Source organism: Thalassospira sp. TSL5-1 (genome assembly GCF_001907695.1).
GTDB lineage: Bacteria > Pseudomonadota > Alphaproteobacteria > Rhodospirillales > Thalassospiraceae > Thalassospira.
In genome coordinates, this window is the sequence record NZ_KV880637.1 from 1,506,405 (window position 1) to 1,530,769 (window position 24,365).

Consider the following 24,365-nt stretch of genomic DNA (forward strand, 5'->3'; position numbering starts at 1 on the left):
TTAAGAGAGACTTTCATCCATGTCGTCTTTGGATAAGGAAACAGTACGCAAGATCGCCTTTCTGTCACGTATCAACGTGTCCGAGGAAGGCCTGAGCGAACTGGCGGGAGATTTGACCCGTATCCTCGATTTTGTTGAGGAACTGCAAGAAGTTGATGTCGAGGGCTGTGACCCGCTGACGTCGGTTGCCGATCTGACCCTGCCGCTGCGCAAGGACGAAGTCACCGATGGCAATATCCAGCAAAAGGTGCTTGCAAATGCACCGATGACCGATGCTGGCTGTTTTGTTGTGCCGAAGGTGGTTGAATAATGACGGATCTGACAAAATTAACGCTTGCCGATGCCCGTGACGGGCTGGCAAAGGGCGACTTTACATCGGTTGAACTGACCGAAGCCCACATCAAGTCGATGGATGCCCATCGCAACCTGAATGCCTATATCACCGAAACGCCGGAAAAGGCTGTTGAAATGGCGAAGGCATCGGATGCCAAACGCGCCAAAGGTGACGCAGGCAAGATGGAAGGCCTGCCGATTGCGATTAAGGACCTGTTCTGCACCGAAGGTGTGCAGACCACGGCTGCCTCGCATATTCTTGAAGGTTTCAAGCCGGAATATGAATCCACCGTGACGACGAACCTGTTTAATAACGGGGCGGTCATGCTGGGTAAGGCCAACCTTGACGAATTTGCAATGGGCTCGTCCAATACCTCGTCCTATTATGGCAACGTGATCAATCCCTGGAAAACAGCGGATGGCAAGGATCTGGTACCGGGTGGGTCATCTGGCGGGTCGGCTGCGGCTGTCGCGGCGGGTATGGCGCTTGCGGCAACCGGTACTGATACCGGTGGTTCCATTCGCCAGCCGGCATCCTATTGCGGTATTGTGGGCCTAAAGCCGACTTATGGCCGTTGCTCGCGCTGGGGCATTGTGGCCTTTGCAAGCTCGCTGGATCAGGCCGGACCGATGACCAAAACCGTGCGTGATGCGGCCATCATGCTGGGCGCGATGGCCGGGCATGATGCCAAGGACAGCACATCGGCCCCGGTGGCGGTGCCTGACTTTGAGGCTGCTTTGACGGGTGACATTCGCGGTATGAAAATCGGTATTCCCAAAGAATACCGTGTTGATGGCATGCCCGAAGAAATCAACAAACTGTGGGAAAACGGTATTGCCATGCTGCGCGATGCCGGTGCCGAAGTTGTTGATGTTTCCCTGCCGCATACGAAATATGCGCTGGGCACCTATTATATTGTCGCCCCGGCAGAAGCATCGTCGAACCTGGCACGCTATGATGGCCTGCGGTATGGCCAGCGCGTGATGGAAGACGGCGACAGCCTGGACGACATGTATATGAAATCGCGTGCTGCGGGCTTTGGCAAGGAAGTCCAGCGCCGTATCATGATCGGGACCTATGTTCTTTCGGCGGGTTACTATGATGCCTATTACAACAAGGCATTGAAGGTGCGCCGCCGCATTTATCAGGATTTCGAGAACGCATTTGGCACCGTTGACGCCATATTGACGCCGACGGCACCGTCGGCTGCCTTTGCGATTGGCGAGAACGAGGATGATCCCGTCAAGATGTATCTCAATGACGTGTTCACCGTTCCGGCCAGCCTTGCGGGTCTTCCAGGGCTGTCCGTGCCAACCGGTCTGTCGGCCGCTGGGTTGCCGCTGGGTTTGCAACTGATTGGTAAACCGTTTGATGAAGAAACTGTCCTGCGTGTTGGCGGTGTGCTGGAAAGTGCCGCTGCCTTCAATGCAAAACCGTTCGGGCAGGAGGGCTGATCCATGACCTATATTCTTGAAGGTTCAACAGGTCCTTGGGAAATTGTTGTTGGTCTGGAAGTTCACTGCCAGGTCATTTCCAAATCAAAGCTGTTTTCGGGGGCGTCGGCCTCGTTCGGCAGTGATCCGAACACCAATGTCAGCCTGGTTGATGCGGCCATGCCCGGCATGCTGCCGGTGATCAATGCCGAATGTGTGCGCCAGGCGGTGAAAACCGGTTTGGGCCTGAAGGCAAAGATCAACAAGGAAAGCGTATTTTCGCGTAAAAACTATTTTTACGCCGATCTGCCGCAGGGCTATCAGATTTCGCAGTTTGATAAGCCGATTGTTGGCGAAGGCACGATCATTCTGGATATGCCTGATGGTTCGACCAAGGCCGTTGGCATTGAACGCCTGCATCTGGAACAGGATGCCGGTAAGTCGATGCACGACCAGGACCCGAAATATTCGCATATCGACCTGAACCGGTCGGGTGTGGCGCTGATGGAAATCGTGTCCAAGCCCGACATCCGGTCGCCGGAAGAAGCTGGTGCCTATCTGACCAAGCTGCGCGCGATTGTGCGTTATCTTGGCACCTGTGATGGCAACATGAACGAAGGCTCGATGCGTTGCGATGCTAACGTTTCGGTCCGCAAGGCCGGTGCCGAATTTGGTACGCGCTGCGAAATCAAGAACGTCAATTCCATTCGTTTTGTGATGCAGGCGATCGAGATCGAAGCCATGCGCCAGATCGAAGTGATCGAAGGTGGCGGGGAGATTGCGCAGGAAACCCGCCTGTTTGACCCGAAGCTGGGTGAAACGCGCTCCATGCGGTCCAAGGAAATGGCACATGACTATCGCTATTTCCCGGACCCGGACCTGTTGCCGTTGGTTTTTGATGACGCGTTTATTGCGGAAATCGAAAAAACCCTGCCGGAACTGCCCGACGAAAAGAAAGCCCGTTTCATGCGTGAATATGGCCTGTCGGCCTATGATGCGGGTGTTCTGGTCGCCGACCAGGAAAAGGCCGAGTATTACGAAAAGGTCGCCAAGGGCCGTGATGGCAAGATGGCGGCAAACTGGGTGATCACCAACCTGTTTGGCGCGCTGAACAAGCTGGGCGTTGATGTTTCCGAAAGCCCGGTTTCGGCTGAAAATCTTGGCAAACTGATTGGCCTGATTGGCGATGACACCATTTCTGGCCGTATCGCCAAGGATGTGTTCGAGATCATGATTGAGACCGGCGACGATCCTGAAAAGATCGTTGAAGAAAAAGGTCTGAAGCAGATCACCGATACTGGCGCGATTGAAGCCGCCATTGACGAAGTCATTGCCGCCAACCCGGACAAGGTTGAAGAAATCCGTGCCGGTAAGGATCGTATGCTGGGCTGGTTTGTTGGCCAGGTCATGAAATCCACGGGGGGTAAAGCCAACCCGGGCATGGTCAACAAGATGCTGCGCGACAAGATCATGGGCTGATTGCCTGATCCGTTCGATATTTGCTGCAAAAGCCGTCCTTCAATTTTGGAGGGCGGCTTTTGTGTATTCAGACGGCGTTTGCATCCTGTTTTTGCGTAATGGCTGCGGCCAGCATGGTTAAGGCCTTTAGCAACGGGGTGCGGGTGGTTTCATCGGCCAGAATATCGTCTGGCGAATAGTTTTTGCCATTCAGGGCAATTGTGACGCAGGCATCTTGCAGAATATTGGCATCCATCGTGCTGATGGTGTCAATTAATGCGGCTTGGGCGATGGTGGCGCGCCCCGATGCGTTTAATGCCACAACCGGCATCGACATGAATTCGCCACTGGCAACCGTCCAATCCAACGCATTTTTGATTGCGCCTGTGACGCCGTGGGCATATTCCGGGCTGGCGACCAGTACACCAGCCGCGCGCCTTAGCTGTTTTTTAAAATTCAGCACGTTTTGCGCTTCATTACCTTCATCATCGGGGTTGAAGATGGGCAGGTCGCCCAATCCTTCAAACAGGGTGATGGCAAGGCCGGTTTCCGGGGCAAGTTTTTGGGCGGCTTGCAGAAGTGTCCGGTTGATCGAGGCTGCACGCAGGCTGCCGCAAATGGCCAGCACATCAAAATGTGATGAAGGCATTTCATTCCTTTTTGTTGGCTTTTTAAGGCTGGATTGGTATTTGGGCGGGTATTCTATACTATGAAGAACCGGGCGGGTGGTGCAAATATCCGAGCAAAATTCCGACATGGCTTGCAGGGAACCTGTTGCGGTAGGGCAGGTGTGCTCCCTGCAAGCCAATGTCTGTTAGCGGAGGATAAAGCGCGTTAACTGGCGCGGATTGTTTCGAGAAGTGTGGATACCTGTTGTTGCAGGCGGCTCGACATGTCACCCATTTCTTCCGAGGCACTCAATACCTTTTGTGATGCTTCCCTGGTTTCCAGGGCGTTACGTTCGACATCGATAATACTTGAAGATACCTCCTCCGTGCCAGAGCTGGCTTCAGCGACCGAGCGCGAAATTTCGTCCGTGGCGGTATTTTGCTGATTAACCGACGTTGTGACATGACCGGTGGCTTCGTCGATCTTTTTTACGTTTTCTATAATGGCACTGACGGCGCTGACACTGTTGCGAATGGCGTCCTGAATGGCGGTGACACGTTTGTCAATTTCACCTGTTTTGTTCGCAGTTTCATTGGCGAGTTTTTTAACTTCATCGGCGACGACCGCAAACCCTTTGCCAGCTTCACCTGCGCGGGCAGCCTCGATTGTTGCATTGAGCGCCAGCAGATTGGTTTGTTCGGCAATATCCTTAATTGCACTTACAACTTCGCCAATATTGCTGGCCAAATTGTTAAGCTGGTTGACCGATGCGCTGGTGACTTCGGCATCTTTGGCGGCCTGTGAGGCGATATCGGCAACACAAGAAACCTGCCGGTTAATTTCGTCGGACGAGGACGTCAGTTGCTGTGCCGAGGTGGTTACGGTATGGACACTGGCATTGGCCCGAACAGCGGCGGTTGACACTTTTTGGGAAATCGCCAGGGTGTTTTCGGAAGCATGCGTCATTTGTTCGGCCATTGAGGACAGAGAAAGTGCCGAGTTGCCCAAAGACTGAATGACATCAGAAACCTGAGAATCGAAATCATCAGCCAGTTTGCGGGCTGCGATTTTCTTGTCTTCTTCGGCTTGTCGTTTCAGTTCTTCCTGTTGCCGTTGGAGGCGTTCTACTTCCTGGCCTTTGTTTTTGAAAACCAGAGTGGTTCGTGAGATTAACCCCAATTCGTCATTGGTTTGGTAATTGGGAACATCGATATTATAGTCCCCTTCAGCCATGTCGCCCATGACTTTGGAAATTCTGCGCAATGGCTTTAATGCCAGCATAATCCACAAGCCCGAGGCAACGCCGACAACGATTGCGCCAATCAGCGTGATGAGGCCAATATTCGACGCACTGGTCAGAATATCGCGGATGATGTCGCCTTCGGCATTGTTTTTGTTCTCTTCATAATCGATGAATAGATTGATGGTTTTTAGCCATTCCGTAAAGGCGGGTTTTGCCTCTTTGAGCAGAATCGTGCGCGCCTGTTCGTTTTTGCCGTTTAGGCGCAGCTATATGACCTGCTGGATCAGCGGCAAGATGTGGGCGTTGATTTTTCCCATTTCAGATACAATGACGTGTTCTTGTGGGTCTCCTTCACCCTTGGTCATTGATTCTTCAAGAGGAACGGCGACTGAATTGTATTTTTTGCCCAATTCGGTAATTTGTCGGACATAGATTTGCGCTTCGGTCAAATCCTGGGCCAGAACAACATCCCTTAATAAAATAGCGCGATCATGGACACTGCCGCGCGCATCAACAGCATATTTCTGTTTGACCGCGTTGATGTCGTTGATATTTCCAAGGTGGAAGTCAACTTTTTGGGATTTAATAATATAGACGTATGTCATGAAGCACATTGCTATTAAGACAAGAAAAAATCCGATTATAATGCGAAATCTTATTGGAATTATTTTGATTCCGTCGCTCGTATTATTTCTATTTTCGTTGAAAATTTTCATATGATTTACCCATAACTTTTAAATTTTGAAGTATTGATTTTTTTTTGAAGTCTATCGATTCCGTAGATTTTTATTGTCTTGACTGTTGAGGATTATTTTTTCTCGTTGGGTAAGTGAAATAGATTTTTGCAATATTTTTTATTCAAATTTCCTATTAGACATTTTCGCGTTTATTTTCAATTGCATAGAGCTATCATGTGAGAAACATAACGTGTGTAAATCAACTTGCTGGACAGTACCCCGAAGCCTGGAGCGTTCCCTGTTTTGGCTCTCGGGTTGTGTGCAAACTTCAGAGCGAATTGCATGACATTTGCGTCCGTAATTTTATTGCAATTGGATGTGAAGCAAACTGACGCGAAGCCGATTTGATGCGCCGATATGGACGCGCCAATGAGGGCGTTTTCCGATATTACGGGCGATAGTCGCGCGGTGATGCGCCCAATATGCGTTTGAACATGCTGGTAAAGGCCGCCGGGTTGTCGTAACCCAGATCAATCGCAATGGTGGTCACGGCGTCGCCCGCCGCCAGCCGGGGCAGGGCGGCCAGTGTGCAGGCCTGTTGGCGCCATTCGACAAAACTAAGTCCGGTTTCACTGCGAAACAGGCGGGTGAAGCTGCGGCGGCTCATGCCCAGATCATGGCACCAGCGATCAATTGTGTCATGCGCGCTTGGTTCACGCATAAAGCTGTCGCAGCGCCGGGACAAGGCGGGATGATCGGGCAATGGTAGCGAAAGCGGCACACCGGGCATGTTGCGAATTTCATGGTCAATCAATGCCATAAGCGCACCATCGCGCCCGTTTATGTCATAATCGGCGGGAAGGGTGGCCGCTTCGGATAGCAGGCTGCGCATTAACGGCGAAATGCTGACAACCTGGCATTGGTCGGGCATGTTGCGGGCTGGGTCAGGTCTGAGATACAGGGTGCGCACCACAACCTTGCCGATCATACGGACTTCATGAACGATGCCCGCCGGGATCCACATGCCGCGTTGGGGTGGCATCATCCAGACACCCTGGCCGGTGGACACAATCACCAGTCCCGTCATGCCATATAAAAGCTGGTCCCGGTCATGATGATGCGGGGCGATGATATCGCCATCCGCATAATTAACGCCAAGGCCAATGACAGGCCGGTCAACATCCGGGTATGACGACATTCCTGATCCTGTGCTTTTGGCCCAATAGCGTAAGTGATTGACCCTATCGTGGTGGTGGGCCGGTGTCGAGGCTTTTAGAATGATGCCAGACACACCGGCAATTTCGCCAAACAGCAAGCATATACAGGGTCACTACATGAATAATGCTGCCATTGCCCAACGACGAACCCCCAGGGCGGTTTTCCCGGTTTTGGGGGCCGCCAGTTTTTGTCATTTGCTTAATGACATGATTCAGTCGCTGTTTACAGCGGCGTATCCGGTTTTCAAGGGCGGGTTTGACCTTGGCTATGCGCAGCTTGGTTTTCTGACGCTCACCTATCAAGTCACGGCATCGGTGTTGCAGCCGTTGGTCGGCAGCTATACGGACCGAAATCCAAAACCTTATTCCCTGTCATTTGGCATGGGGGTGTCGCTGTTGGGCTTGTTGGTTTTGGCCTATGCTAGCAATTTTGTCATGTTGTTATGCGGCAGTGCGCTTTTGGGGATGGGGTCGTCAATTTTTCATCCGGAATCCTCGCGTCTGGCACGTCTGGCATCGGGTGGGGCGCATGGTTTGGCGCAGTCGATTTTTCAGGTTGGCGGCAATGTCGGCTCGGCTATCGGGCCATTATTGGTGGCGTTTGTTGTTTTGCCAAATGGGCAAAAAAGCCTGGCCTGGTTTGCCGTGGTTGCTCTGGGCGGCATGGTGATTTTGGCCGGGTTGGGCAATTGGTACAAGTTGCAAGGACATGCCAAACCGCCCGCCCGCAAGGCTCATGATGTGAACCCCCATTTAAACCGTTCGCAGGTATCGCGTGCGCTAACCGTGCTGTTTTGCCTGATGCTGTCGAAATGGTTCTATCTGGCAAGTTTCACCAGCTATTATGTGTTTTACCTGATGGACCGTTTTACCCTGTCCGAAGGGCAATCGCAGATTTATCTGTTTGTCTTTTTGGCGGCCGTTGCGGCGGGAACCCTGATTGGCGGGCCGATTGGCGACCGGATGGGGCGTAAAAAGGTGATTTGGGTTTCTATTGCCGGAACTTTGCCTTTTGCGTTGTTTTTGCCTTATGTCGGGCTTGGCGTAACCATCATTCTAAGTGTGATTATCGGCTTTGTTATTTCATCGGCCTTTTCTGCCATTGTTGTCTATGCACAGGAACTGTTGCCGGGCCGGATTGGTATGATCTCCGGGCTGTTTTTTGGTCTGGCATTTGGTATGGGCGGGATAGCGGCGGCATTGCTGGGTGTGCTGGCCGATGCGACCAGCATCTATTTTGTCTATCAGATTTGCGCCTTTTTCCCGGCCATTGGCTTTTTAGCGGCGTTGCTGCCGGATATTGAACGTGAAACCGCGTAATTTGATGCGGCAGAGATAATAAAGGCCGCCCGACATTTGCCAGGCGGCCTTTGTGTTTGGATCGCGGTGCTGATTAACCAACCTGTTGGGCGGGGTAGCCTGCTTCATCCAGGGCGGCAATAACAGCCGCACTGTCAGGATTACCCGAAACAGTGACAAGGCCACCCGCAAGGTCGACTTCGACCTTTTCGACATCATTTACGCTGCTGGCGGCCTCGGTGACAGCTTTGACACAGTGGCCGCAGCTCATTTCTTCGACTTTAAGTTTCAGCATGGCAATTCTCCATCCGTTTGACCGGCGGTAGTGTGCACCTTCCAGTAGATGGAAGGTCAAGCCATTTTCAGGATGCCAGCAGTTTCATGGTGGCGTCCGCCGCCAGTTCGCTTGACGCCGGGTTTTGCCCGGTAACAAGTTTGCCGTCGGTCACGGCAAACGGGGCCCAGTTGGCGCCTTTTTTGTAGTTGCCACCGGCCTTTTTAAATTCCTGTTCGATGGATAACGGCACAACTTCTTCAAGGCCGACGGCCTTTTCTTCTTCATCGGTAAAGCCGGTTACTTCCTTGCCTTTGACCAGTGGTTCACCATTGGTGGTTTTGACATTAACCAAGGCGGCCGGGCCATGACATACGGCACCAACCGGTTTGTCCTGGGCAACAAAGGCCTCGATCAGGGCAATGGAATCAGCGTCAGTTGCCAGGTCCCATAACGGGCCATGACCACCGGGGAAGAAAAGGGCATCAAAATCATCGGCCTTCAGGCCCTGAAGTTTCACCGTTGAGGCAAAGGCCTGTTGCGCGGCTTTGTCCCCTTCAAAGCGTTTGGTGGCTTCGGTCAGGGCATCGTCGGCTTCGCTATTGGGGTCAATCGGCGGCTGTCCCCCTTTGGGCGATGCCAGTGTGACGGTCGCGCCACCATCAAGAAAGCGATAGTAGGGGGCGGCGAATTCTTCGAGCCAGATACCGGTTTTATGGCCGGTATTTCCCATTTCATCGTGCGACGTCATGATCATTAAAATGCGCATAGCCGTGTAAACTCCTTGGCATAATTTGTGACCGATACATAAGGAGGATGTTTGCAATGCGCCAGTGCGGACAATGTCGGGAAGTTCAAAGCCTGTTCATGTCAGCAGGAGGCGAATTTCCGGTGCCAGAAGGTGCCAGGCGACCATCCACATTACACCTGCGGTAACGGTATCAATGATTTTCCAGGTAATGGGCCGGGCGATATAGGGGGCCAGCCAGGCAGCCCCAAGGGCAATGGTAAAAAACCAGATGAAACTTGCGCTGATTGCGCCAAGGGCAAAGGCCAGCCGTTCGGTCGCGGGGAATTGACCGCCAATGCCGCCCAGAACCACGACGGTATCGATATAGACATGCGGGTTTAACAGGGTGATCGCCAGCGTTGCTGTTAAAATGGCGCGCCAGCCCTTGGTTGAATTGCTGGTTTCCGTCAGTTTTTCATCCTGAAAAACCCGGATAAAGGCAGAACATCCATACCAGATGAGAAAGGCACCACCGCCCCAGGCCGCAACTTTTGTCAGCGGCGGGTAGCTGGCAACAAGGGTGCCAAGGCCGGCAACACCGGCGGCAATCAGCACGGCATCGCAAAGGGCGCAAACCAGGGCAATCAGCACTGGGTAATTTCGCCGTAACCCCTGAGACAATACAAAGGCATTTTGCGCGCCAATCGCGATAATGGCGCTGGCACCAAGTCCCAAGCCGGTTGCATAGGGCAGAAGCATTTTTAAAATCCAGTATGTTCACGTCATCGTTGTTTGCCTCGGTGATAACAAGTTTGGAAAATAAGAAAATCGAATTATACTGATGCTTCATTAGAAAAAATGATACTGATAGATGATCGATTATAAATTGCTGCAAGCCTGTGCCGAAGTGATCCGGCATGGAAGTTTTGAAAAGGCGGCCCGTGCTCTGGGATTAACCCAGTCCGCCGTATCGCAGCGTGTAAAACTGTTGGAAGACCGGATCGGCCAGCCGCTGATCATGCGGACCAAACCGATTGCGCCAACACAGCCGGGGGAACGCCTGCTGCAACATTATCAGCGTGTGCATTTGCTAGAGCAGGAACTGCGCGATGATGTGCCGGACGTGGTTGAAGGGGGCGGATATGGGCATATCGCCCTGGCCGTGAATGCCGACAGTCTGGCAACATGGTTTCATGAGGTTCCGAAAAAGCTGTTTGATCAATTGGGTTTGTTGTCTGACTTAAAAGTACAGGATGAGGTTTTAACCCATAATCTGTTGCAAACTGGCCGGGTTTTGGGCGCGGTTGGCACGCGCGATATTCCGGTGCAGGGCTGCAAGCTGCGCTCGCTTGGCTGCATGCGCTATATCATGGTTGTTTCGCCGGTATTTGCCGCCCGGTTTTTTCCGAATGGGGTTACAGCGGATGCGTTACGGGCGTGTCCGGCGGTTAACTTTTCCGAACATGATGAATTGCAAAACCAGTTTTTTTATCGTTTTTTCGGCCTTAACCCCGGTGAGTTTCCGGCTCATACCATGCCCAGTTCACAAGGATTTGTCTCGATGGCGGAACAGGGCATTGCCTATGCCGTGGTCGAAGAACATCAGGCAGAACCGGGACTTGCGGCAGGGCGGTTGGTGCAGCCGTGTTCGCATGTCATTGAAAGGCCATTGTTTTGGCATCACTGGAATATGGAAAGCAGGTTGCTTTCCCAGGTAACCGATATTGTGTGTGAAGAGGCCCGCCGTTTTTTGCATCAACCGGGCGGTTAGGGCGATCTTACTGATAAATATCAATAAACCGATTGTTTCTGTGGGAACCGATTGGCATGGACACCGTTTGACAGGAGGCAAAATTTGCTTCTTACTTCTGATAACCCTTCACGTCTGTCACAGCAGAAAGAATTTCATAGATGTCGCACCGGCTGATCGCCTGTGATCATTGTGACTACCTGCATACTGAAGAAGAAATTCCGCCCGGACATGTTGCACGGTGCGCACGCTGTGGGTCTCCGCTGTATCAAAGCCAGAATAACAGCATAGAACGGTCGCTGGCCTTTGCTTTTACCGCGCTGGTGTTGTTCATTCTGGCAAATTCTTTTCCGATTTTGCAGTTCAGTATGGAAGGCCGAAGCGAGACCAATACGCTGTCATCAGGGATGGTTACGTTTTGGCATGAAGGGTTTGCGTTTCTGGCATTCATGGTGGGGCTGACCTCTATTGTTGCCCCGTTGCTGTTGATTCTGGCCTATATTTACGTGCTGCTACCTTTGCGTTTCGGTTTTAATTTCCCGGCCATTCGCAAGGTCTGGCGTGTTTTGGCCGTGGTTCGGCCCTGGTCGATGCTGGATGTATTTTTGATCGGCCTGTTGGTCGCATTGACCAAACTCAGTGACTTTGCCGATGTGATTGCCGGGCCCGCCTTTTATGCGGTGTGCATCCTTATTCCCACAACCCTGCTGATGAGTGCGCAGCTTGACCCGCGCGAGGTGTGGCACAAGCTGGCCCCCAAAGGGCTGAAATACCCGACGACCGACGATATTGACGCCGGGCAGAATGAACCACATTGGGCCACCTGCGAGGTTTGCGCCTATGTTCTAACCGGGGATGCTGCACAACAGGCACATGCCAAATGCCCCTGTTGCGGGGCGGTTGTGCATCACCGCAAGCCGCGCAGCCTGTCACATGCCTGGGCCTTTCTCATCAGTGCTGCGGTTTTTTATATTCCGGCCAATGTTTTTCCGATCATGAGCGTGACCATGCTGGGCAGTACCGAGGCCGATACCATCCTGTCAGGGGTAAGTGCCCTGATCGATGCCGGGGAATGGCCAATTGCAATGGTGGTGTTTTGCGCCAGCATCGTAGTGCCGGTTTTTAAACTGGTGGTTCTGGCCTGGGTTTATACCGCTGCGGGCATGGGGGTTGCCGGTCCCTTGCGCCAGCGCACGCGGATTTATCGCATTACCGAACTGATTGGCCGCTGGTCGATGATTGATGTGTTTATGGTTTCAATTTTGGCAGCCTTGGTAAAACTGGGGAATATTGCTACCGTTGTACCGGGGTTCGGGGCAGTGGCATTTTGTGCCGTGGTTATTTTTACGATGCTTTCCGCGATGGCGTTTGATCCACGCCTGATATGGGATCGCGCGATACTGAAAATGCAGCAAGGGACGCCATCATGAGCGATGATAACCAGAACCGGGCGCCATCAGAGCCGCAAAAACCCGAAGTTCGGCGTGGATTACAAAATTTATCGCTTATTTGGCTGGTGCCGTTGGTTGCAATTATCATTGGTGGATGGCTTTTGTGGCGGGAAGTGGCCTCGAAGGGCCCGGAAATTACGGTAACATTCCAGTCCGCCGAAGGGCTGACTGCAGGCAAGACAGCGGTGCGGTATCGCGATGTCGATGTTGGTCTTGTTAAGGAAATCAATCTGTCAGACGATTTCAGCAATGTGGTGCTGGTCCTTCAGATGAATTCCGATGTGGAAGATTACCTGACGGATAAAACCAAATTTTGGGTTGTGCGTCCGCGTGTATCTGCGCGCGGGATTTCCGGCCTCGAAACCATTGTGACAGGCGCCTATATCGAAATTGTCCCGAGTAAGGAGGGCGAACCGACCAAAGAATTTGTCGGATCGGAGGAACCTCAGCTTGTTGCCGATGGTAGCGATGGGACCCGTTTTGTTCTGACAGCCAACGAATTGGGATCGATTAATCCGGGGGCACCCATTTTGTTACATGGGGTGTCTGTTGGCGAGGTTCTCGATACATCGCTTGATGCCGCCGCCGAAAAGGTATCGATCCCGATTTTCGTCAAGGCGCCCTATGATAAATTGGTCAAGAATGATAGCCGGTTTTGGGATTCAAGCGGGGTCAGTGTTGATTTGAATGCGCAAGGGGTGTCGATACATGCGCAATCGATCCGGTCGGTTATTCAGGGCGGTATCAATTTCATGACACCCGCTGGCAATGAAAAAGCGGCCCCGGCAAAGTCCAATACGGTGTTTACCCTGTATAAAAACCGCAAGCAGGCCGAAAGCCTGGTGCAGGGTTATACGCAAAAATTCATGCTGTATTTTGAAGGTTCGATACGTGGCCTTTCGGCGGATGCTCCTGTTGAATTCCGGGGAATTCGGGTGGGCACCGTTGACAGCGTTAATCTTGAATATTTGCGTGACAAAGGCATCTTCCGTGCGCCGGTACAAATCACGGTGGAGCCGGAACGTATTCAGACGGTCGGTGCCGAACCCAAAAGTGCGGCTGAATATAAAGCAGTTCTGGATCAATTGATTGAACATGGCCTGCGTGCGCGCCTGAAAACCAGCAGCTTCCTGACTGGTCAGCTTTATGTGGATATGGATATGTATCCGCTGTCTCCGGCGCGGTATCTGGGGGACGACAGTAGTGGCATTCAGGAACTGCCGACACTCCCCAATCAGATTGATGAAATCACGGAATCGCTGCAATCCCTGCTGGCCAAGGTTGAAACGGTCCCGATTGAACAAATCGGCATGCGGGTTTTGGGGACGGTCGAGGGGATGGAAAACCTTGTGACCTCGCCAGAGCTTAAGAAAAGCATGAAGAGCATCCAGGAGGCCAGCAATGGCATTAATCAGCTGGTTTCGCACCTTGATAGCAGTGTCTTGCCGGCAACCGAACAGGCTTTGGATGAAGCACGGAAAACACTGGCTGATCTGCGGGATATGACGGCCCCTAATTCACCGGTCAGATATAACCTTGAGGAATCGCTCAAGGAAATTTCGACGGCTGCGCGGTCGGTACGCACCCTGGCCGATTATCTGGAACAGAATCCCAACGCCCTGATCCTGGGCAAATCCGGCAATCAGGAGGAATAAGATGGCTTTTGTATCGGGCAGGCACAAAATGCGCAGTAGACTTACGGGGCAGGTTGCTGGTCGTGCTGGTGTTGGAATGAAACGGATCTGCCAGGTCGGTGTCGTCGCGGGAATGGCGGTTTTGCTCGCGGCTTGCAGTACCCCGGAAGCCGGGCGCTATTTTGTTTTATCCTCGGTTGCGCCAACGCAATCCATGCCGTCGGGCGTGGTTAATGCGGTGTTGGGGGTGGGGCCAATTTCGCTGCCCTCGCATTTGGACCGCGCACAGCTTGTTTTACGTACCGGCCCCAACGAGCTTTATTTGCGTGAAAATGATAAATGGGCAGAGCCGCTTGTTGAAACCACCCGTCGTATCTTAACCCAGGATTTGCAAACACGCTTGACCCCCAAACGGATAGAAACCTTTCCCTGGAACAGCCGTGATGGTGTGAACTGGCAAATCGCAGTTGACGTGGACAATTTTGAAGCGCAGCCGGACCGGACTGTTCGCCTGAATGCGCAGTGGAAAATTATCGATTTTTCCACGGGGAAGATTGTCCTTTCCCATCAGTTTGATCAAAGAATTAAACCGGCATCGGCAAATAGCGCGGATATTGTTGCCGCCATGAGCCAGCTATTGGGTAAAATGGCGGACGAAATTTCACTTTCTTTTGTTGCGCCCTGATATTTTACTTAAGGTTTAAAAGACAATGTGAAGACAACCTTTGTGCGAAATTATGGTTTCACATAACAGTCATCCGTCTGTTTAAAAGATAATGTTATCCCGTGCTTCATCAATACTTTGAGGGGGCTTGGGGAAAATGAAAAAATTCAATTTGTTAAATTGTGTTGCCATTGGCGGGTTGTTGAGCATTGCCTCGCCTGTTTTGGCGATTGCTGCCGACATCAATATTCCGGCAAATACGACGGATACATCTGAACGCACAATTTCGGGCAAGGATCAGGTAACTGTCGGGGCAGGGGCTGTTTTATCGACCAAAGATGAAGCATTGCTGGTTGACGAAGACGAGGACGCAACCGGTATCAAAATTGACAATGCCGGGACGATCCAGTCCTCTGAAAAGCGGGCCATTCGGGCCGATGATGCAAAAAAGAAACTGCGTAAAATCGACCTGATCAATCGGGCCGGGGCTGTTATTCAGTCCAGTGCCAAAGACGGCATTCAGTTTGGTAAAAATGATAGCGATAGCGTCATAACCATCGATAATTCCGGCACTATTTCCTCTGGTGGTGGTCAGGCGCTGGATTTGGCGGATAGTCATGGCGTTACCCTGACCAACCGCGCGGGTGGTGTTATTTCGACATCCGGTGGTGATGATGCTGTGCGGACCGGCGTTGCGTCGAAAGTGGATAATTATGGCACCATTCAGTCGCAAACGATGGGGCAGGGTGACGGGATTGATACGCGCGATGGTGATAACACCAATTCCGTGATTGTTAACCATACCGGTGGGTTGATCAGCGGCGGCAAGCATGGTGTTTCGGGCGGCGATAGCAAAGATTTAACTTCGGGTAGTCAAACCGTAACCGTCACCAATGAAAAGGGAGCGACCATTATTGGCCGGGCCGGGTCCGGTGTTGGCATGGATGATAACGGCAAGGTCATCAACTATGGCACCATAACTGGCGCATGGGATGGTCAGTATATGGGGGACCCCGCTGACAAGAATGATCCCGATAATTACGGCGTTGATGGTGATGGTGTTGATATTGACCAAAATGCCGATATTGAAAACTATGGTCTGATCGAGGGGACCGGTGCGACCGGTAAGAAGGATGGGCAGCTCAACCATTCTGAAGGTATTGCCGCAGGTGGCGGAACCATCATTAACCATGAAGGCGGGGTTATCCATGGGTTTCATTCCGGCATTCAGATTGATGATGGCAATGATGGTGCTGCGATTGCAAGTACGACCATCAACAATGCCGGAACCATCGAGGGGCAGAACCTTCATGCCGTGAAACTGACGGGCAACTGGGCTGACACACTGGTCAATACGGGGGTTATCAAGGCCGGGACCGGTTCGACTTTTGTCATTGATATGGGGGCGGGCGATGATTCCGTGACCATCAATGGCGGGACGATTTCGGGTGGCGACATTCTGGGCGGGGATGGCACCGACAGCATTGATTTCTTCAAAACCGGATCGGGTCAGTTCACCTTCGATGATAATATTTCCGGGTTCGAGACATCGCACATCTATGGCGGATCGGTTGTTCTTCGTGGTACCTTTGAGGCGAGCACGTCGGTTACTGTTGATTCCGGGGCATCGTTGCAGGCTGACAAGGGCTTTACCACGACGACGCTGACTAATAATGGCACCCTGAAAGCCGCTGAGAATGGAGTCATCCGCAATATTGTTGTTTCGGGTGATTATAGCCAGGGGGCAGACGCCATCCTCGAGATTAGCGTTGATAGCACAGACAAAAAGGCCGACCAGCTTAAAATCACTGGTAACGCCACCTTTGAAAACGGTGCGCATATTCGTCCGATTGTCTCGGGAAAAGTCAAGGAAGGGGATCGATATGTTATTGCCGCGTCATCAGGTCTGTCGGCGGATGTCACTAAGTTGCAACTGGACAACCAGCTATCTTCCGCGCTGCTAAACTGGACTTTTGACACGGAAAACGATGATCTGGTGCTGCGGGTTTCGCGCACATCCATGTCGGAGATCGGCGCTCCCGCCTATGGCGACAATGTTTTGCAAAGCCTTGCTTCGTCAAGTAATGCCGACATGCGTTCGGTGGTTAATATACTGGAGAAATTCACCTCGAAGGATGATCTGCGAGATGCGGTCAAGCAGATAGCCCCGGCACCTTCGAGCGGAACTTTTCAGGCAACAACCGCAACACTTGGGGCCGTGTCCTCGACGATTGAGGGGCGAATGGCTGCCGTGCGTGGTGGTGCGCAAGATAATGGGAGCGGTGCCATTGCGACATTGGCCCTAAACCAGACACAGACCAGCCCTGCGATGTTGAGTGACGCGCAACAGCCTGTGCTTGGCATCATGACCAGCGGTGCGTCTGCCAAAAGTGGCATCTGGATGCAGGGTTTTGGCACCAACGGCCAGCAGGATGCCCGAAATGGCAGTGCCGGATCACGCAGTCATGGGGCCGGTTTTGCCATTGGTGGTGATATGCAGGTCGGTCCAAATACGGTTGCCGGTGTCGCGGCCACATTCTCGCGCAGTTTTGTCCGTGGGCGGGATGCGCAAACCCAGGATCGCAGCCGCATTAACAGCTACCAGTTATCGACTTATGGCAGTCACAGTTTTGACAATGCCTTTGTCGAAGGGGTGATCGGTCTTGCCCGGAATAAGTATGAAGGCACGCGCGAATTGCCATCTTTAAGCCGCACGGCCAATGCCGATTATTCCGGTTGGCAGGGCTTTGCCAAAGTGGCGGTCGGCAAATCGCTGTCCTTTGATGCCGGGACGCTGACACCGGTTGCGTCTTTGCAATATGCCCATACCAGCATCGAGAGCTATACCGAAACCGGGGCGGGGGCCGTTTCGCGCACTGTAGCCAGTCAGGACTATGATACGCTGACGCCGGGAATCGGGGCGCGTTTTGCCCTTCCGTTTCAGCCCCTTCAAACAGGGCGTTTGTCGCTGCAGTTTTCGCAGATGTTCTCCTATGATGTGGTAGCAGACCGGCAGCAGATGAAATCAAGCCTGGTGGGCGGTGGCGCTGCATTCGAGACGCAAGGCATTGAACCAGATCGTTTTTCATCTGCAACGGGTATTGGCGTGGGCTATCGCAGTGGCAATGTCAGTATTGATGCTGGATATGAGCTGGAATTGCGCAAATCCTATACCGGGCACGCTGCCTTGCTGCGTTTGCGCTACGATCTGTAAAATGTGAAATTCGGGGCTGTATGCCGGCCCCGGGTATTTTATTGCGAGCTACAGCTTATAAGAGATTGTAAAATCTTGGTTTGGCGGCATGCCTTTGGTGTGGTGGTTCTTTATGGGGGCATCCAAACGTATGATTTGTTGTTTTTGTTCTAAACTTCGCTTACTCTAGCCTTAAGAGGGAGAATGCCCTTAATTTGGGACATGCAACTGCAGCTTTCCACGGTTTTTCACCGATACAGGTAGTTTTGGGGAGCCAGTCAGCATTATGCCGGTAAAAACAGCCTATACGTACGAAGTGCGTGTCAGGCGGGATGATCGATGGATCATTCACGCCACCTACGAGAGCGAAAAAGAAGCCACCAGCGACGCAGAGAATTTGCTGCGGGGCAAGGTTGCGGCTGTGCGCGTTGTCCGGGATTGGGAACGCGAGGACGGTCGTCATATCGAAAAGGTTCTTCTGGAAAAAGAAGGACAGGGCGGTGGCGACGATGACCAGATTCGTGTCACCCCCATTGAAGACGCGCCCTTGTGCGAAACGGATGAAGACTTGCTGGGGGTGGAAAGCCGTTCCACCATCAACAGGCTGTTGCGCCGATATTTTGAACAGGAAGTACTGACCCCGACCGAGGTGATGTACAATTTCAAGAATATGCGCAAGCTGATGTATCATGATACATTGCTGCCCAGTGCTGTTGACCGTGTTGCGACCATCCATTCGCGCACGACAGAGGGCAACCATATTGAAGCCTCCAACAAACTGCACCGTGCGATTGACACACTAGCCGCCCGGGCGCGCCAGGTGGAAAAATACGACTTGCCGCAGTTCGAGGATGCCACCATTACCGAGGTGCGCCGCGAAATCAAAAGTTTGCGCCTGGCGGAAGATACCGATTTTCTGACAATGGTTGCCCTGACGCGCGAATTGTCCTCGTCGCGGAGCTGGATTGGAAAGCTGGATTTTGCCCTGAAGGTTAAGGGGGATCCTGAGGATGACGGCGCGCGCGCAATGGTGGACGACGTGGTGGCCGATATTTTGGGATCACCTGTTGCATTGAAGGATTTGTTGGGGCCATCGCGCAGTTTTGGCGATGCGGTTTTGCTGCATATTGATCTGGCTTTGGGCAAGGCAAAAGGAAACCGGGGGGCGGCCCAGGATGTACTGGATTTGCTTAATCCCCTTTTTGCTGCGGGCCTGCTGCCCAAGGCGCAATTTGTGATGTTTGACTATGTTGCCCGTGAACTCAAAAGTGCCAATTCTCTTTCGCGCCATGACGGCGATGCCGACCAGCTTGTGCAGATTTTGGATCGGCTGTTAAACGCTGATGGTGTTGTTTTTGGTCAGCCGATGGTGGAAGCCTTGATCGAGCGCGGGGCGCGTATCCGCAATGTCGGGGGCAGCCGTGCTTTTGGCGAAGGGGTCGAGGAAATTGCCGGGTGTCTGGCACCGGGCTGGCGCCGGTTGGCGTTTTTGTCCGAGGTGACGCAAAGCGAACGCGCCGCCCATATTCAGGATGAATTGGCGGCACTGACACGAAAAACAGTCGCCGATATGCGCGGGCTTCGGGCGTTTTGCGGCCCCAAGGCAAAGCCGCGCGAGAAAATGGCGCTGGTCACGCAAATGCACGAAAAAGTATCCCGGTCCAATTTTGTCGAAGATCTGAAGCGGGATTTGGGAGAAAAACTTGATAATGGTCTGGCCGATTATTTGATGCGCGAAAAGGTCATTGAACGCATTGATAACCCGACGCTGCATTTGCGCCAACGTGCCTATATGCTGGTGAAATTCTGTTCCAGCGGCGTTTTGATCGAGGGGAAATCGGCGACAATGGCCCGCAAAAGGGTGGTTGGTTACTTGCGCCAACCCAATTTTACCGACCGGCTGGTTGATGATTTGACCGAAACACAGGAAAAAGAAGGCACGCTACGCGATTTTTATGCCCTGTTGCAACGAAGCGGTTTTTAGCCTTTTTTGCTGGTATTATTTAGGCTTGGCTCCCAAAACGCCCCGGATTTTTCCCCGTGGGCGTTTTTGTTTGCCGGGACGTTTGGGGACGGAGGTGCTCATTGGCAAGATTGGTGGGGTGTTTGTCATTGTTGCCAGCGGCATCTGGCGGCACAATGGCTGGCATCATACAGGAGCCACCCGATGACCCGTTTCACCCGGCCAGAACCGCATAAAAGAATGATCGCCTGTTATGCCTTTGATCAGGTCATGAGCCTGGATGTAACGGGGCCTTTGCAGGTGTTTGCCTCGGCCAATTCCGAATTGGTACGGCAGGGCAACCCGCCGCTTTATGATCTTGTCATCTTTGCCGAAAATGCTGGGCCCGTTATGACATCGGCAGGCATCAAGCTGTATGCCGACCTGACACGGGCCGATATTGACCCCGCCGGGATGGATACCATTCTTGTGCCCGGTGGTGATGGCATTGATACGGTGTGCGACCAGCACGATGTTGTGGCCTGGTTTCGGATGGCAGCACAGTCTTGCGACAGGGTGGGGTCGGTATGTTCGGGGGCTCTGTTGTTGGCGGCGGCCGGGTTACTCGATGGCCGGATGGCAACAACCCACTGGTCGCGCTGTGATCAGATGCGTATGACTTATCCGGCCATCGGTCTGGTGGAAAATCGCCTGCACACGTATGACCCGGACGGATTGGACGGGGATGGTCACATCTTTACCTCTGCCGGTGTCACGGCCGGGATCGACCTGGCCCTGGCATTGCTGGAGCATGATTGCGGGCGGGCAATGGCGCTGGCGGTCGCTCGCCGTTTGGTGATGTTCCTAAAGCGGCCCGGTGGGCAGGCGCAATTTAGCGCCTATTTGACCCCGGCCATTGGCGCATCGGCGCAATTGGCCGAATTGCTGGACTGGCTGCCAGTCAATTTGCAGGCAGACCTGTCTCTAGAAGCATTGGCAGCACAGGCCCGAATGTCACCCCGGACATTCTCGCGGGTTTTTACCCGTGACCTTGGCATGACCCCGGCCCGATATGTGGAGCGATTGCGTGTGGAAGCCGCACGCGGGCTTTTGATGGAGGGCGATATTTCAATCAGCCGGGTTGCCAGCGTATGTGGATTTGGCCATCCCGAAACCATGCGCAGGGCGTTTCACCGGCAGCTTTCGATCAGTCCGCAGGATTATGCTGATCGTTTCGGGGCAAGCGTGCTTGCGGATATGCCTGCCAGCGCCGACTGACGAAATTTACTTAAATCACTGATATAAAATGAAAGTTGGCAACATGCTGTTACTGACAAATGGACAGGTGCGTCTGCTGTTTATTGCCCAGGCGCTCTATTGGGTGTGTTCAATGGTGGGCATTACCCTGACGTCGCTTGTAGGTGTGCAATTGGCCCCTTATGCCAGCCTGGCAACCCTGCCTTTGGGGTTGCTGGTTTTGGGTAATCTTGGGGGCGTGCAACCGATTTCGATTTACATGCAACGACATGGGCGCAGGGCCGGTTTGATGATCGGCGCATTTTGCGGGGTGATTGGGGCGCTTATCGCTTCGCTTGGGGTGTGGTGGGGCAGTTTTACCGTGTTCTGCATGGGTGCGGTGCCGATTGGGATTTATCAGGCATCGGCGCGCTATTATCGTTATGTCGCACTGGAAGCCGTTGAAAGCCAACATAAGGGGCGGGCGGCGGCCTATGTCACGGGCGGGGGCGTGCTTGCAGCACTCGTCGCGCCAGAATTGGCGGTTTGGGCGCGTGATGCGCTGGTTATCCCGTTTCTGGGCGCGTATCTGGTGATGGTGCTGATGTCGGTATTGGCGATCATCTTGCTTGCTGCCGTTCAGCCCGGCGACATACCGGCCCGTATTCCCAATGGGGCAGCGGTGATGCGTGAATTGTTATTGCGGCCCAAAATCTTTTCCGCGGTTGCCATTGCTGCCATCGGGCAGGGTGTTATGGTTCTGATCATGACAGCGACGCCGCTGGCGATGAAGTTTTGCGGATTTGATATTACCCAGTCATCGGAGGTGATCCGCTGGCATTTCATCGGCATGTTTTTGCCAGCCTTTGCTGCCGGGCCGCTGATAGACACGCTGGGCGCCAGAAAGGTTGCGGCATTTGGATCGGTCATTTTAATGATCAGTGCCGTTGTTGCCCTTTTCGGGCTTGATAAATCCCATTTCCTGATCAGTTCGCTATTATTGGGAACGGGTTGGAATTTGATGTTGCTGGCAGGTACAACCCTGCTGGGCGAAGGGCACAGCCCTTCGGAGCGCGGACATGCCCAGGCGGTGATGGAGCTTGCAAACGGTGTACTGGGTGCTGTGGCGTCGTTTGCCGCTGGAATGCTGATTGTCAATGCCGGGTGGGAATCGCTTAATATCGGTTTGGTACCGGTGGTGCTATTTGGTTTGGGCATTATGGCGTTTTGCAACCGGCCCGCACGGCAGACCTCCCCGTAAGGTGCGATCATCGCCTATTGATAGATACAAAAAGCCCGCCGGGGGATAGTCCGGCGGGTCAGTTTTGTGGGGTATTTGCAGGATTATGAAAATACCCCGGCGCGATTCGCAATAAATGCCCGCCACAAAAGGGGTAATGTGGCGTGTAACAGGCTGAATAATAAAAAAGCCAGCGATTACGCTGGCTGCAGGGTCGGTTCCGGGGTGTTTGAGGCGACGAAGTCCTTGATTTTCTGAAGGACGAAATCGCGGGAGGCGCTTTCGCGGGTTTGAAACAGAACTTCGCGTTCCCGTATCACCAGGCCCAGATAAACCGGGTCGGTGCGGTCTTCATGCTGAAGTTTCAGGGTGCGCAAAACATGGCCGTAGTCATCAGTGCTTTGATAGACGGTCCGCATCGGGTGCTCCTGCGTGTCTCTTCTTCACATCTGCGGGGGGCTCTCCCGCACGCCGACTTTATGGCAGATTTTCTTTTCGGGGCCGTGACAGCTCTGTGATTGTTTAAAGACAGTCGCAAAAAACAGTTCATAACACGGGTCCTTTATCCCGAATTTTTAACCCGGTGGATTCGGAAGCACCGATATTGTGATGGATATTGTGTGAAAAGCCGGGAAATGGCCCGGCAGTCCGGTCTTGTTCCATTCGGCGCGACAGACACAAGGACCGGCCGGGACCTTATCAACGGAAATATTTTTGTCTGGCGAATGTACGCGCATCATTTTGCGGTTGAACAATCACGTCGTAATGACAGGAAAGGGCAGGGATTTCTCAAAAAATCACTGCTAAATGCACAATCCTAAAAAGAAATCCGTCGATACCCGGTTTTGAGGCATTGACAGTCCCGGATCGGATGTTTAAGAAAGGCGGCGTTCCACACGGAACACCACTCAAAACGGGCAAGTGGCCGAGTGGCTGAAGGCGCTCCCCTGCTAAGGGAGTATGGGGTCAAAAGCCCCATCGAGGGTTCGAATCCCTCCTTGCCCGCCAGTGAAAAAGGCTCCCTTAAAGGGGGCCTTTTTGCGTTTCTGGCCGCTTCGATAAAAGGCTGATTTTTATCAGATTTCTGAGACAGGCCGAAAGCAGGTTCTTCGGTTCCTTACGTCGTTCGCTGTGCGTCCCATTCCCGTTTTAACAGGGCGTATTGCATGGTGTTTTCATAAATAGGGTTGCCGTTTGCGTCTTTTTTGAAAGACACAAATTCGATGAAATGGCCTTCTTTGCGCATGCCCAGTTTTTTACAGAGATTTTCCGAGGGAAGATTGGTGTCTTCCACATAGGCATAGAGGCGGCGGGCATTTTGTTCGGTGAACAGGTGGTTGAACAGGGCCCGGACGGCTTCGGAGGCAAAGCCCTGGCCTTGGAATTCGGGATTAAAATGCCAGCCAACAGAAAAGACGTCTTTTTCATGTTCGTCCGGTGCAACAAAAACATCGCCAATGACCCGGCCGGAGTTTTTGTCGCAAACGGCAATATCCTCGTCACTTTTGCTGCGTTTTTCGGCCTCTTGCGCGGCTTTCTCCCTATTTTCAAGGGTTAGGGAGAAAAAGCAACTGACAGTTGGGGCGTGCAAATAGGCATAAAGATCGTCGGCATCGTCTTTTTTGAAATTCCGCAGAACAAGACGATCCGTTTCAAGCGTTTTCATGCGACCTCGCTCGCAGCCTGTAGCCTTGCCTTGGCCTCGGGATGGTTTAGGTAAAAGCGTTAAAGGTAATGATGGTTTGGGTGTCCTTGATATTGGGCAGGGCGTGAATTTTTTCGTTCACATAGCGGCCAATATCCTGACCATCATCGATATAGACTTTGACCAGCAGTTCAAACGGGCCGGAAATCGAATAAACCTCGGATACACCCTCGACTTCCTCTACCAGCGCGGCAGCAACGTCGTAGGCTTTGCCAAGTTCGCATTTAACGAAAATGAAGAACGGGTGCATGTTGAGGTCTCCAGACAGGATTGAAC

At 52.8% G+C, this 24,365-nt stretch carries 22 protein-coding genes and 1 tRNA gene; 13 read left to right on the forward strand and 10 right to left on the reverse strand.

Features of this window, described 5'->3' with window-relative positions:
* Positions 1-19: 19 nt before the first annotated feature.
* Genes gatC through gatB form a run of 3 tightly spaced genes read left to right on the forward strand, consistent with a single transcriptional unit; the run spans position 20 to position 3,246 of the window.
* A complete protein-coding gene (gatC, locus tag LF95_RS07070) occupies positions 20-310 on the forward strand; it encodes an Asp-tRNA(Asn)/Glu-tRNA(Gln) amidotransferase subunit GatC (RefSeq protein ID WP_073954284.1) in 291 nt (96 codons plus the stop codon).
* Positions 310-1,788, forward strand: a complete 1,479-nt coding sequence (gene gatA, locus LF95_RS07075) for an Asp-tRNA(Asn)/Glu-tRNA(Gln) amidotransferase subunit GatA (protein ID WP_073954285.1) — start codon at positions 310-312, stop codon at positions 1,786-1,788. Before gatC ends, gatA begins: the two co-directional genes overlap by 1 nt.
* A 3-nt stretch (positions 1,789-1,791) precedes the next feature.
* Positions 1,792-3,246 carry an Asp-tRNA(Asn)/Glu-tRNA(Gln) amidotransferase subunit GatB gene (gene gatB / locus LF95_RS07080; RefSeq protein WP_073954286.1) on the forward strand — a complete coding sequence of 485 codons (1,455 nt, stop codon included), beginning with the start codon at positions 1,792-1,794 and terminating at the stop codon, positions 3,244-3,246.
* A gap of 67 nt (positions 3,247-3,313) precedes the next feature.
* Here gatB and LF95_RS07085 read toward each other — a convergent pair whose 3' ends face one another.
* From LF95_RS07085 to LF95_RS07100, 4 genes are all read right to left on the reverse strand, one after another.
* Entirely contained in the window at positions 3,314-3,874 is a 561-nt protein-coding gene (locus tag LF95_RS07085; RefSeq protein WP_073954287.1) for an NADPH-dependent FMN reductase, read from the reverse strand.
* Positions 3,875-4,059: 185 nt separating this feature from the next.
* Complete coding sequence (locus LF95_RS07090) at positions 4,060-5,115, reverse strand: methyl-accepting chemotaxis protein (RefSeq protein ID WP_143181963.1); 1,056 nt, start codon at positions 5,113-5,115, stop codon at positions 4,060-4,062.
* A 228-nt stretch (positions 5,116-5,343) separates the two neighbouring features.
* Positions 5,344-5,682: a hypothetical protein gene (locus tag LF95_RS07095; protein WP_143181964.1), complete on the reverse strand. Its 339-nt coding sequence runs from the start codon at positions 5,680-5,682 to the stop codon at positions 5,344-5,346.
* Positions 5,683-6,202: 520 nt separating this feature from the next.
* Complete coding sequence (locus LF95_RS07100) at positions 6,203-6,952, reverse strand: AraC family transcriptional regulator (protein ID WP_073954290.1); 750 nt, start codon at positions 6,950-6,952, stop codon at positions 6,203-6,205.
* Between the two features lie 136 nt (positions 6,953-7,088).
* On the opposite strand from LF95_RS07100, the gene LF95_RS07105 reads away from it, so the two are divergent.
* Complete coding sequence (locus LF95_RS07105) at positions 7,089-8,291, forward strand: MFS transporter (protein ID WP_073954291.1); 1,203 nt, start codon at positions 7,089-7,091, stop codon at positions 8,289-8,291.
* 73 nt (positions 8,292-8,364) lie between these two features.
* Here the strand turns inward: LF95_RS07105 and LF95_RS07110 are convergent, their stop codons facing one another.
* The 3 genes from LF95_RS07110 to LF95_RS07120 all read right to left on the reverse strand — a co-directional run bounded on the left by LF95_RS07110 (position 8,365) and on the right by LF95_RS07120 (position 10,033).
* A complete protein-coding gene (locus LF95_RS07110; RefSeq protein WP_073954292.1) occupies positions 8,365-8,565 on the reverse strand; it encodes a heavy-metal-associated domain-containing protein in 201 nt (66 codons plus the stop codon).
* A gap of 67 nt (positions 8,566-8,632) precedes the next feature.
* Positions 8,633-9,313 (reverse strand): type 1 glutamine amidotransferase domain-containing protein, encoded by a 681-nt coding sequence (locus LF95_RS07115; RefSeq protein ID WP_073954293.1) that lies wholly within the window; start codon positions 9,311-9,313, stop codon positions 8,633-8,635.
* Positions 9,314-9,409: 96 nt separating this feature from the next.
* Positions 9,410-10,033, reverse strand: coding sequence for a LysE/ArgO family amino acid transporter (locus LF95_RS07120; RefSeq protein ID WP_073954294.1), 624 nt, complete (start codon positions 10,031-10,033; stop codon positions 9,410-9,412).
* A gap of 112 nt (positions 10,034-10,145) precedes the next feature.
* Between LF95_RS07120 and LF95_RS07125 the strand changes: the two genes are divergently transcribed.
* The 8 genes from LF95_RS07125 (at position 10,146) to LF95_RS07165 (ending at position 22,405) form a co-directional block, all read left to right on the forward strand.
* Complete coding sequence (locus LF95_RS07125; RefSeq protein WP_073954295.1) at positions 10,146-11,045, forward strand: LysR family transcriptional regulator ArgP; 900 nt, start codon at positions 10,146-10,148, stop codon at positions 11,043-11,045.
* 140 nt (positions 11,046-11,185) lie between these two features.
* Positions 11,186-12,454 carry a paraquat-inducible protein A gene (locus LF95_RS07130; RefSeq protein ID WP_073954296.1) on the forward strand — a complete coding sequence of 423 codons (1,269 nt, stop codon included), beginning with the start codon at positions 11,186-11,188 and terminating at the stop codon, positions 12,452-12,454.
* Positions 12,451-14,130 (forward strand): PqiB family protein, encoded by a 1,680-nt coding sequence (locus LF95_RS07135; protein ID WP_073954297.1) that lies wholly within the window; start codon positions 12,451-12,453, stop codon positions 14,128-14,130. Before LF95_RS07130 ends, LF95_RS07135 begins: the two co-directional genes overlap by 4 nt.
* A 28-nt stretch (positions 14,131-14,158) precedes the next feature.
* On the forward strand, positions 14,159-14,794 hold the full coding sequence (locus LF95_RS07140; protein WP_168173667.1) for a PqiC family protein: 636 nt from the start codon (positions 14,159-14,161) through the stop codon (positions 14,792-14,794).
* 136 nt (positions 14,795-14,930) lie between these two features.
* Positions 14,931-17,987 carry an autotransporter family protein gene (locus LF95_RS07145; RefSeq protein ID WP_073954299.1) on the forward strand — a complete coding sequence of 1,019 codons (3,057 nt, stop codon included), beginning with the start codon at positions 14,931-14,933 and terminating at the stop codon, positions 17,985-17,987.
* 265 nt (positions 17,988-18,252) lie between these two features.
* Complete coding sequence (locus LF95_RS07150) at positions 18,253-19,950, forward strand: hypothetical protein (RefSeq protein WP_073954300.1); 1,698 nt, start codon at positions 18,253-18,255, stop codon at positions 19,948-19,950.
* 183 nt (positions 19,951-20,133) lie between these two features.
* Positions 20,134-21,186 carry a GlxA family transcriptional regulator gene (locus tag LF95_RS07160; RefSeq protein ID WP_073954302.1) on the forward strand — a complete coding sequence of 351 codons (1,053 nt, stop codon included), beginning with the start codon at positions 20,134-20,136 and terminating at the stop codon, positions 21,184-21,186.
* 28 nt (positions 21,187-21,214) lie between these two features.
* Entirely contained in the window at positions 21,215-22,405 is a 1,191-nt protein-coding gene (locus LF95_RS07165) for an MFS transporter (protein ID WP_252509687.1), read from the forward strand.
* Between the two features lie 176 nt (positions 22,406-22,581).
* Here LF95_RS07165 and LF95_RS07170 read toward each other — a convergent pair whose 3' ends face one another.
* Positions 22,582-22,803, reverse strand: coding sequence for a hypothetical protein (locus LF95_RS07170; RefSeq protein WP_073954303.1), 222 nt, complete (start codon positions 22,801-22,803; stop codon positions 22,582-22,584).
* A 496-nt stretch (positions 22,804-23,299) separates the two neighbouring features.
* On the opposite strand from LF95_RS07170, the gene LF95_RS07175 reads away from it, so the two are divergent.
* Positions 23,300-23,392 (forward strand) — tRNA-Ser (locus LF95_RS07175).
* A gap of 109 nt (positions 23,393-23,501) precedes the next feature.
* Here LF95_RS07175 and LF95_RS07180 read toward each other — a convergent pair.
* On the reverse strand, positions 23,502-24,050 hold the full coding sequence (locus LF95_RS07180) for a GNAT family N-acetyltransferase (RefSeq protein ID WP_073954304.1): 549 nt from the start codon (positions 24,048-24,050) through the stop codon (positions 23,502-23,504).
* 46 nt (positions 24,051-24,096) lie between these two features.
* Complete coding sequence (locus LF95_RS07185; RefSeq protein ID WP_073954305.1) at positions 24,097-24,339, reverse strand: Lrp/AsnC ligand binding domain-containing protein; 243 nt, start codon at positions 24,337-24,339, stop codon at positions 24,097-24,099.
* Between the last annotated feature and the right edge of the window lie 26 nt (positions 24,340-24,365).

What these genes read in the sequence shown, in the direction of transcription:
- LF95_RS07180 (WP_073954304.1), bottom strand. Translation starts at nt 24,050, where the DNA reads ATGAAAACGCTTGAAACGGATCGTCTTGTTCTGCGGAATTTCAAAAAA.
- LF95_RS07095 (WP_143181964.1), bottom strand. Translation starts at nt 5,682, where the DNA reads ATGACATACGTCTATATTATTAAATCCCAAAAAGTTGACTTCCACCTT.
- gatB (WP_073954286.1), top strand. Translation starts at nt 1,792, where the DNA reads ATGACCTATATTCTTGAAGGTTCAACAGGTCCTTGGGAAATTGTTGTT.
- LF95_RS07135 (WP_073954297.1), top strand. Translation starts at nt 12,451, where the DNA reads ATGAGCGATGATAACCAGAACCGGGCGCCATCAGAGCCGCAAAAACCC.
- gatC (WP_073954284.1), top strand. Translation starts at nt 20, where the DNA reads ATGTCGTCTTTGGATAAGGAAACAGTACGCAAGATCGCCTTTCTGTCA.
- gatA (WP_073954285.1), top strand. Translation starts at nt 310, where the DNA reads ATGACGGATCTGACAAAATTAACGCTTGCCGATGCCCGTGACGGGCTG.
- LF95_RS07140 (WP_168173667.1), top strand. Translation starts at nt 14,159, where the DNA reads ATGCGCAGTAGACTTACGGGGCAGGTTGCTGGTCGTGCTGGTGTTGGA.
- LF95_RS07165 (WP_252509687.1), top strand. Translation starts at nt 21,215, where the DNA reads ATGAAAGTTGGCAACATGCTGTTACTGACAAATGGACAGGTGCGTCTG.
- LF95_RS07120 (WP_073954294.1), bottom strand. Translation starts at nt 10,033, where the DNA reads ATGCTTCTGCCCTATGCAACCGGCTTGGGACTTGGTGCCAGCGCCATT.
- LF95_RS07110 (WP_073954292.1), bottom strand. Translation starts at nt 8,565, where the DNA reads ATGCTGAAACTTAAAGTCGAAGAAATGAGCTGCGGCCACTGTGTCAAA.
- LF95_RS07170 (WP_073954303.1), bottom strand. Translation starts at nt 22,803, where the DNA reads ATGCGGACCGTCTATCAAAGCACTGATGACTACGGCCATGTTTTGCGC.
- LF95_RS07105 (WP_073954291.1), top strand. Translation starts at nt 7,089, where the DNA reads ATGAATAATGCTGCCATTGCCCAACGACGAACCCCCAGGGCGGTTTTC.
- LF95_RS07160 (WP_073954302.1), top strand. Translation starts at nt 20,134, where the DNA reads ATGACCCGTTTCACCCGGCCAGAACCGCATAAAAGAATGATCGCCTGT.
- LF95_RS07185 (WP_073954305.1), bottom strand. Translation starts at nt 24,339, where the DNA reads ATGCACCCGTTCTTCATTTTCGTTAAATGCGAACTTGGCAAAGCCTAC.
- LF95_RS07085 (WP_073954287.1), bottom strand. Translation starts at nt 3,874, where the DNA reads ATGCCTTCATCACATTTTGATGTGCTGGCCATTTGCGGCAGCCTGCGT.
- LF95_RS07090 (WP_143181963.1), bottom strand. Translation starts at nt 5,115, where the DNA reads ATGCTGGCATTAAAGCCATTGCGCAGAATTTCCAAAGTCATGGGCGAC.
- LF95_RS07115 (WP_073954293.1), bottom strand. Translation starts at nt 9,313, where the DNA reads ATGCGCATTTTAATGATCATGACGTCGCACGATGAAATGGGAAATACC.
- LF95_RS07150 (WP_073954300.1), top strand. Translation starts at nt 18,253, where the DNA reads ATGCCGGTAAAAACAGCCTATACGTACGAAGTGCGTGTCAGGCGGGAT.
- LF95_RS07100 (WP_073954290.1), bottom strand. Translation starts at nt 6,952, where the DNA reads ATGTCGTCATACCCGGATGTTGACCGGCCTGTCATTGGCCTTGGCGTT.
- LF95_RS07125 (WP_073954295.1), top strand. Translation starts at nt 10,146, where the DNA reads ATGATCGATTATAAATTGCTGCAAGCCTGTGCCGAAGTGATCCGGCAT.
- LF95_RS07130 (WP_073954296.1), top strand. Translation starts at nt 11,186, where the DNA reads ATGTCGCACCGGCTGATCGCCTGTGATCATTGTGACTACCTGCATACT.
- LF95_RS07145 (WP_073954299.1), top strand. Translation starts at nt 14,931, where the DNA reads ATGAAAAAATTCAATTTGTTAAATTGTGTTGCCATTGGCGGGTTGTTG.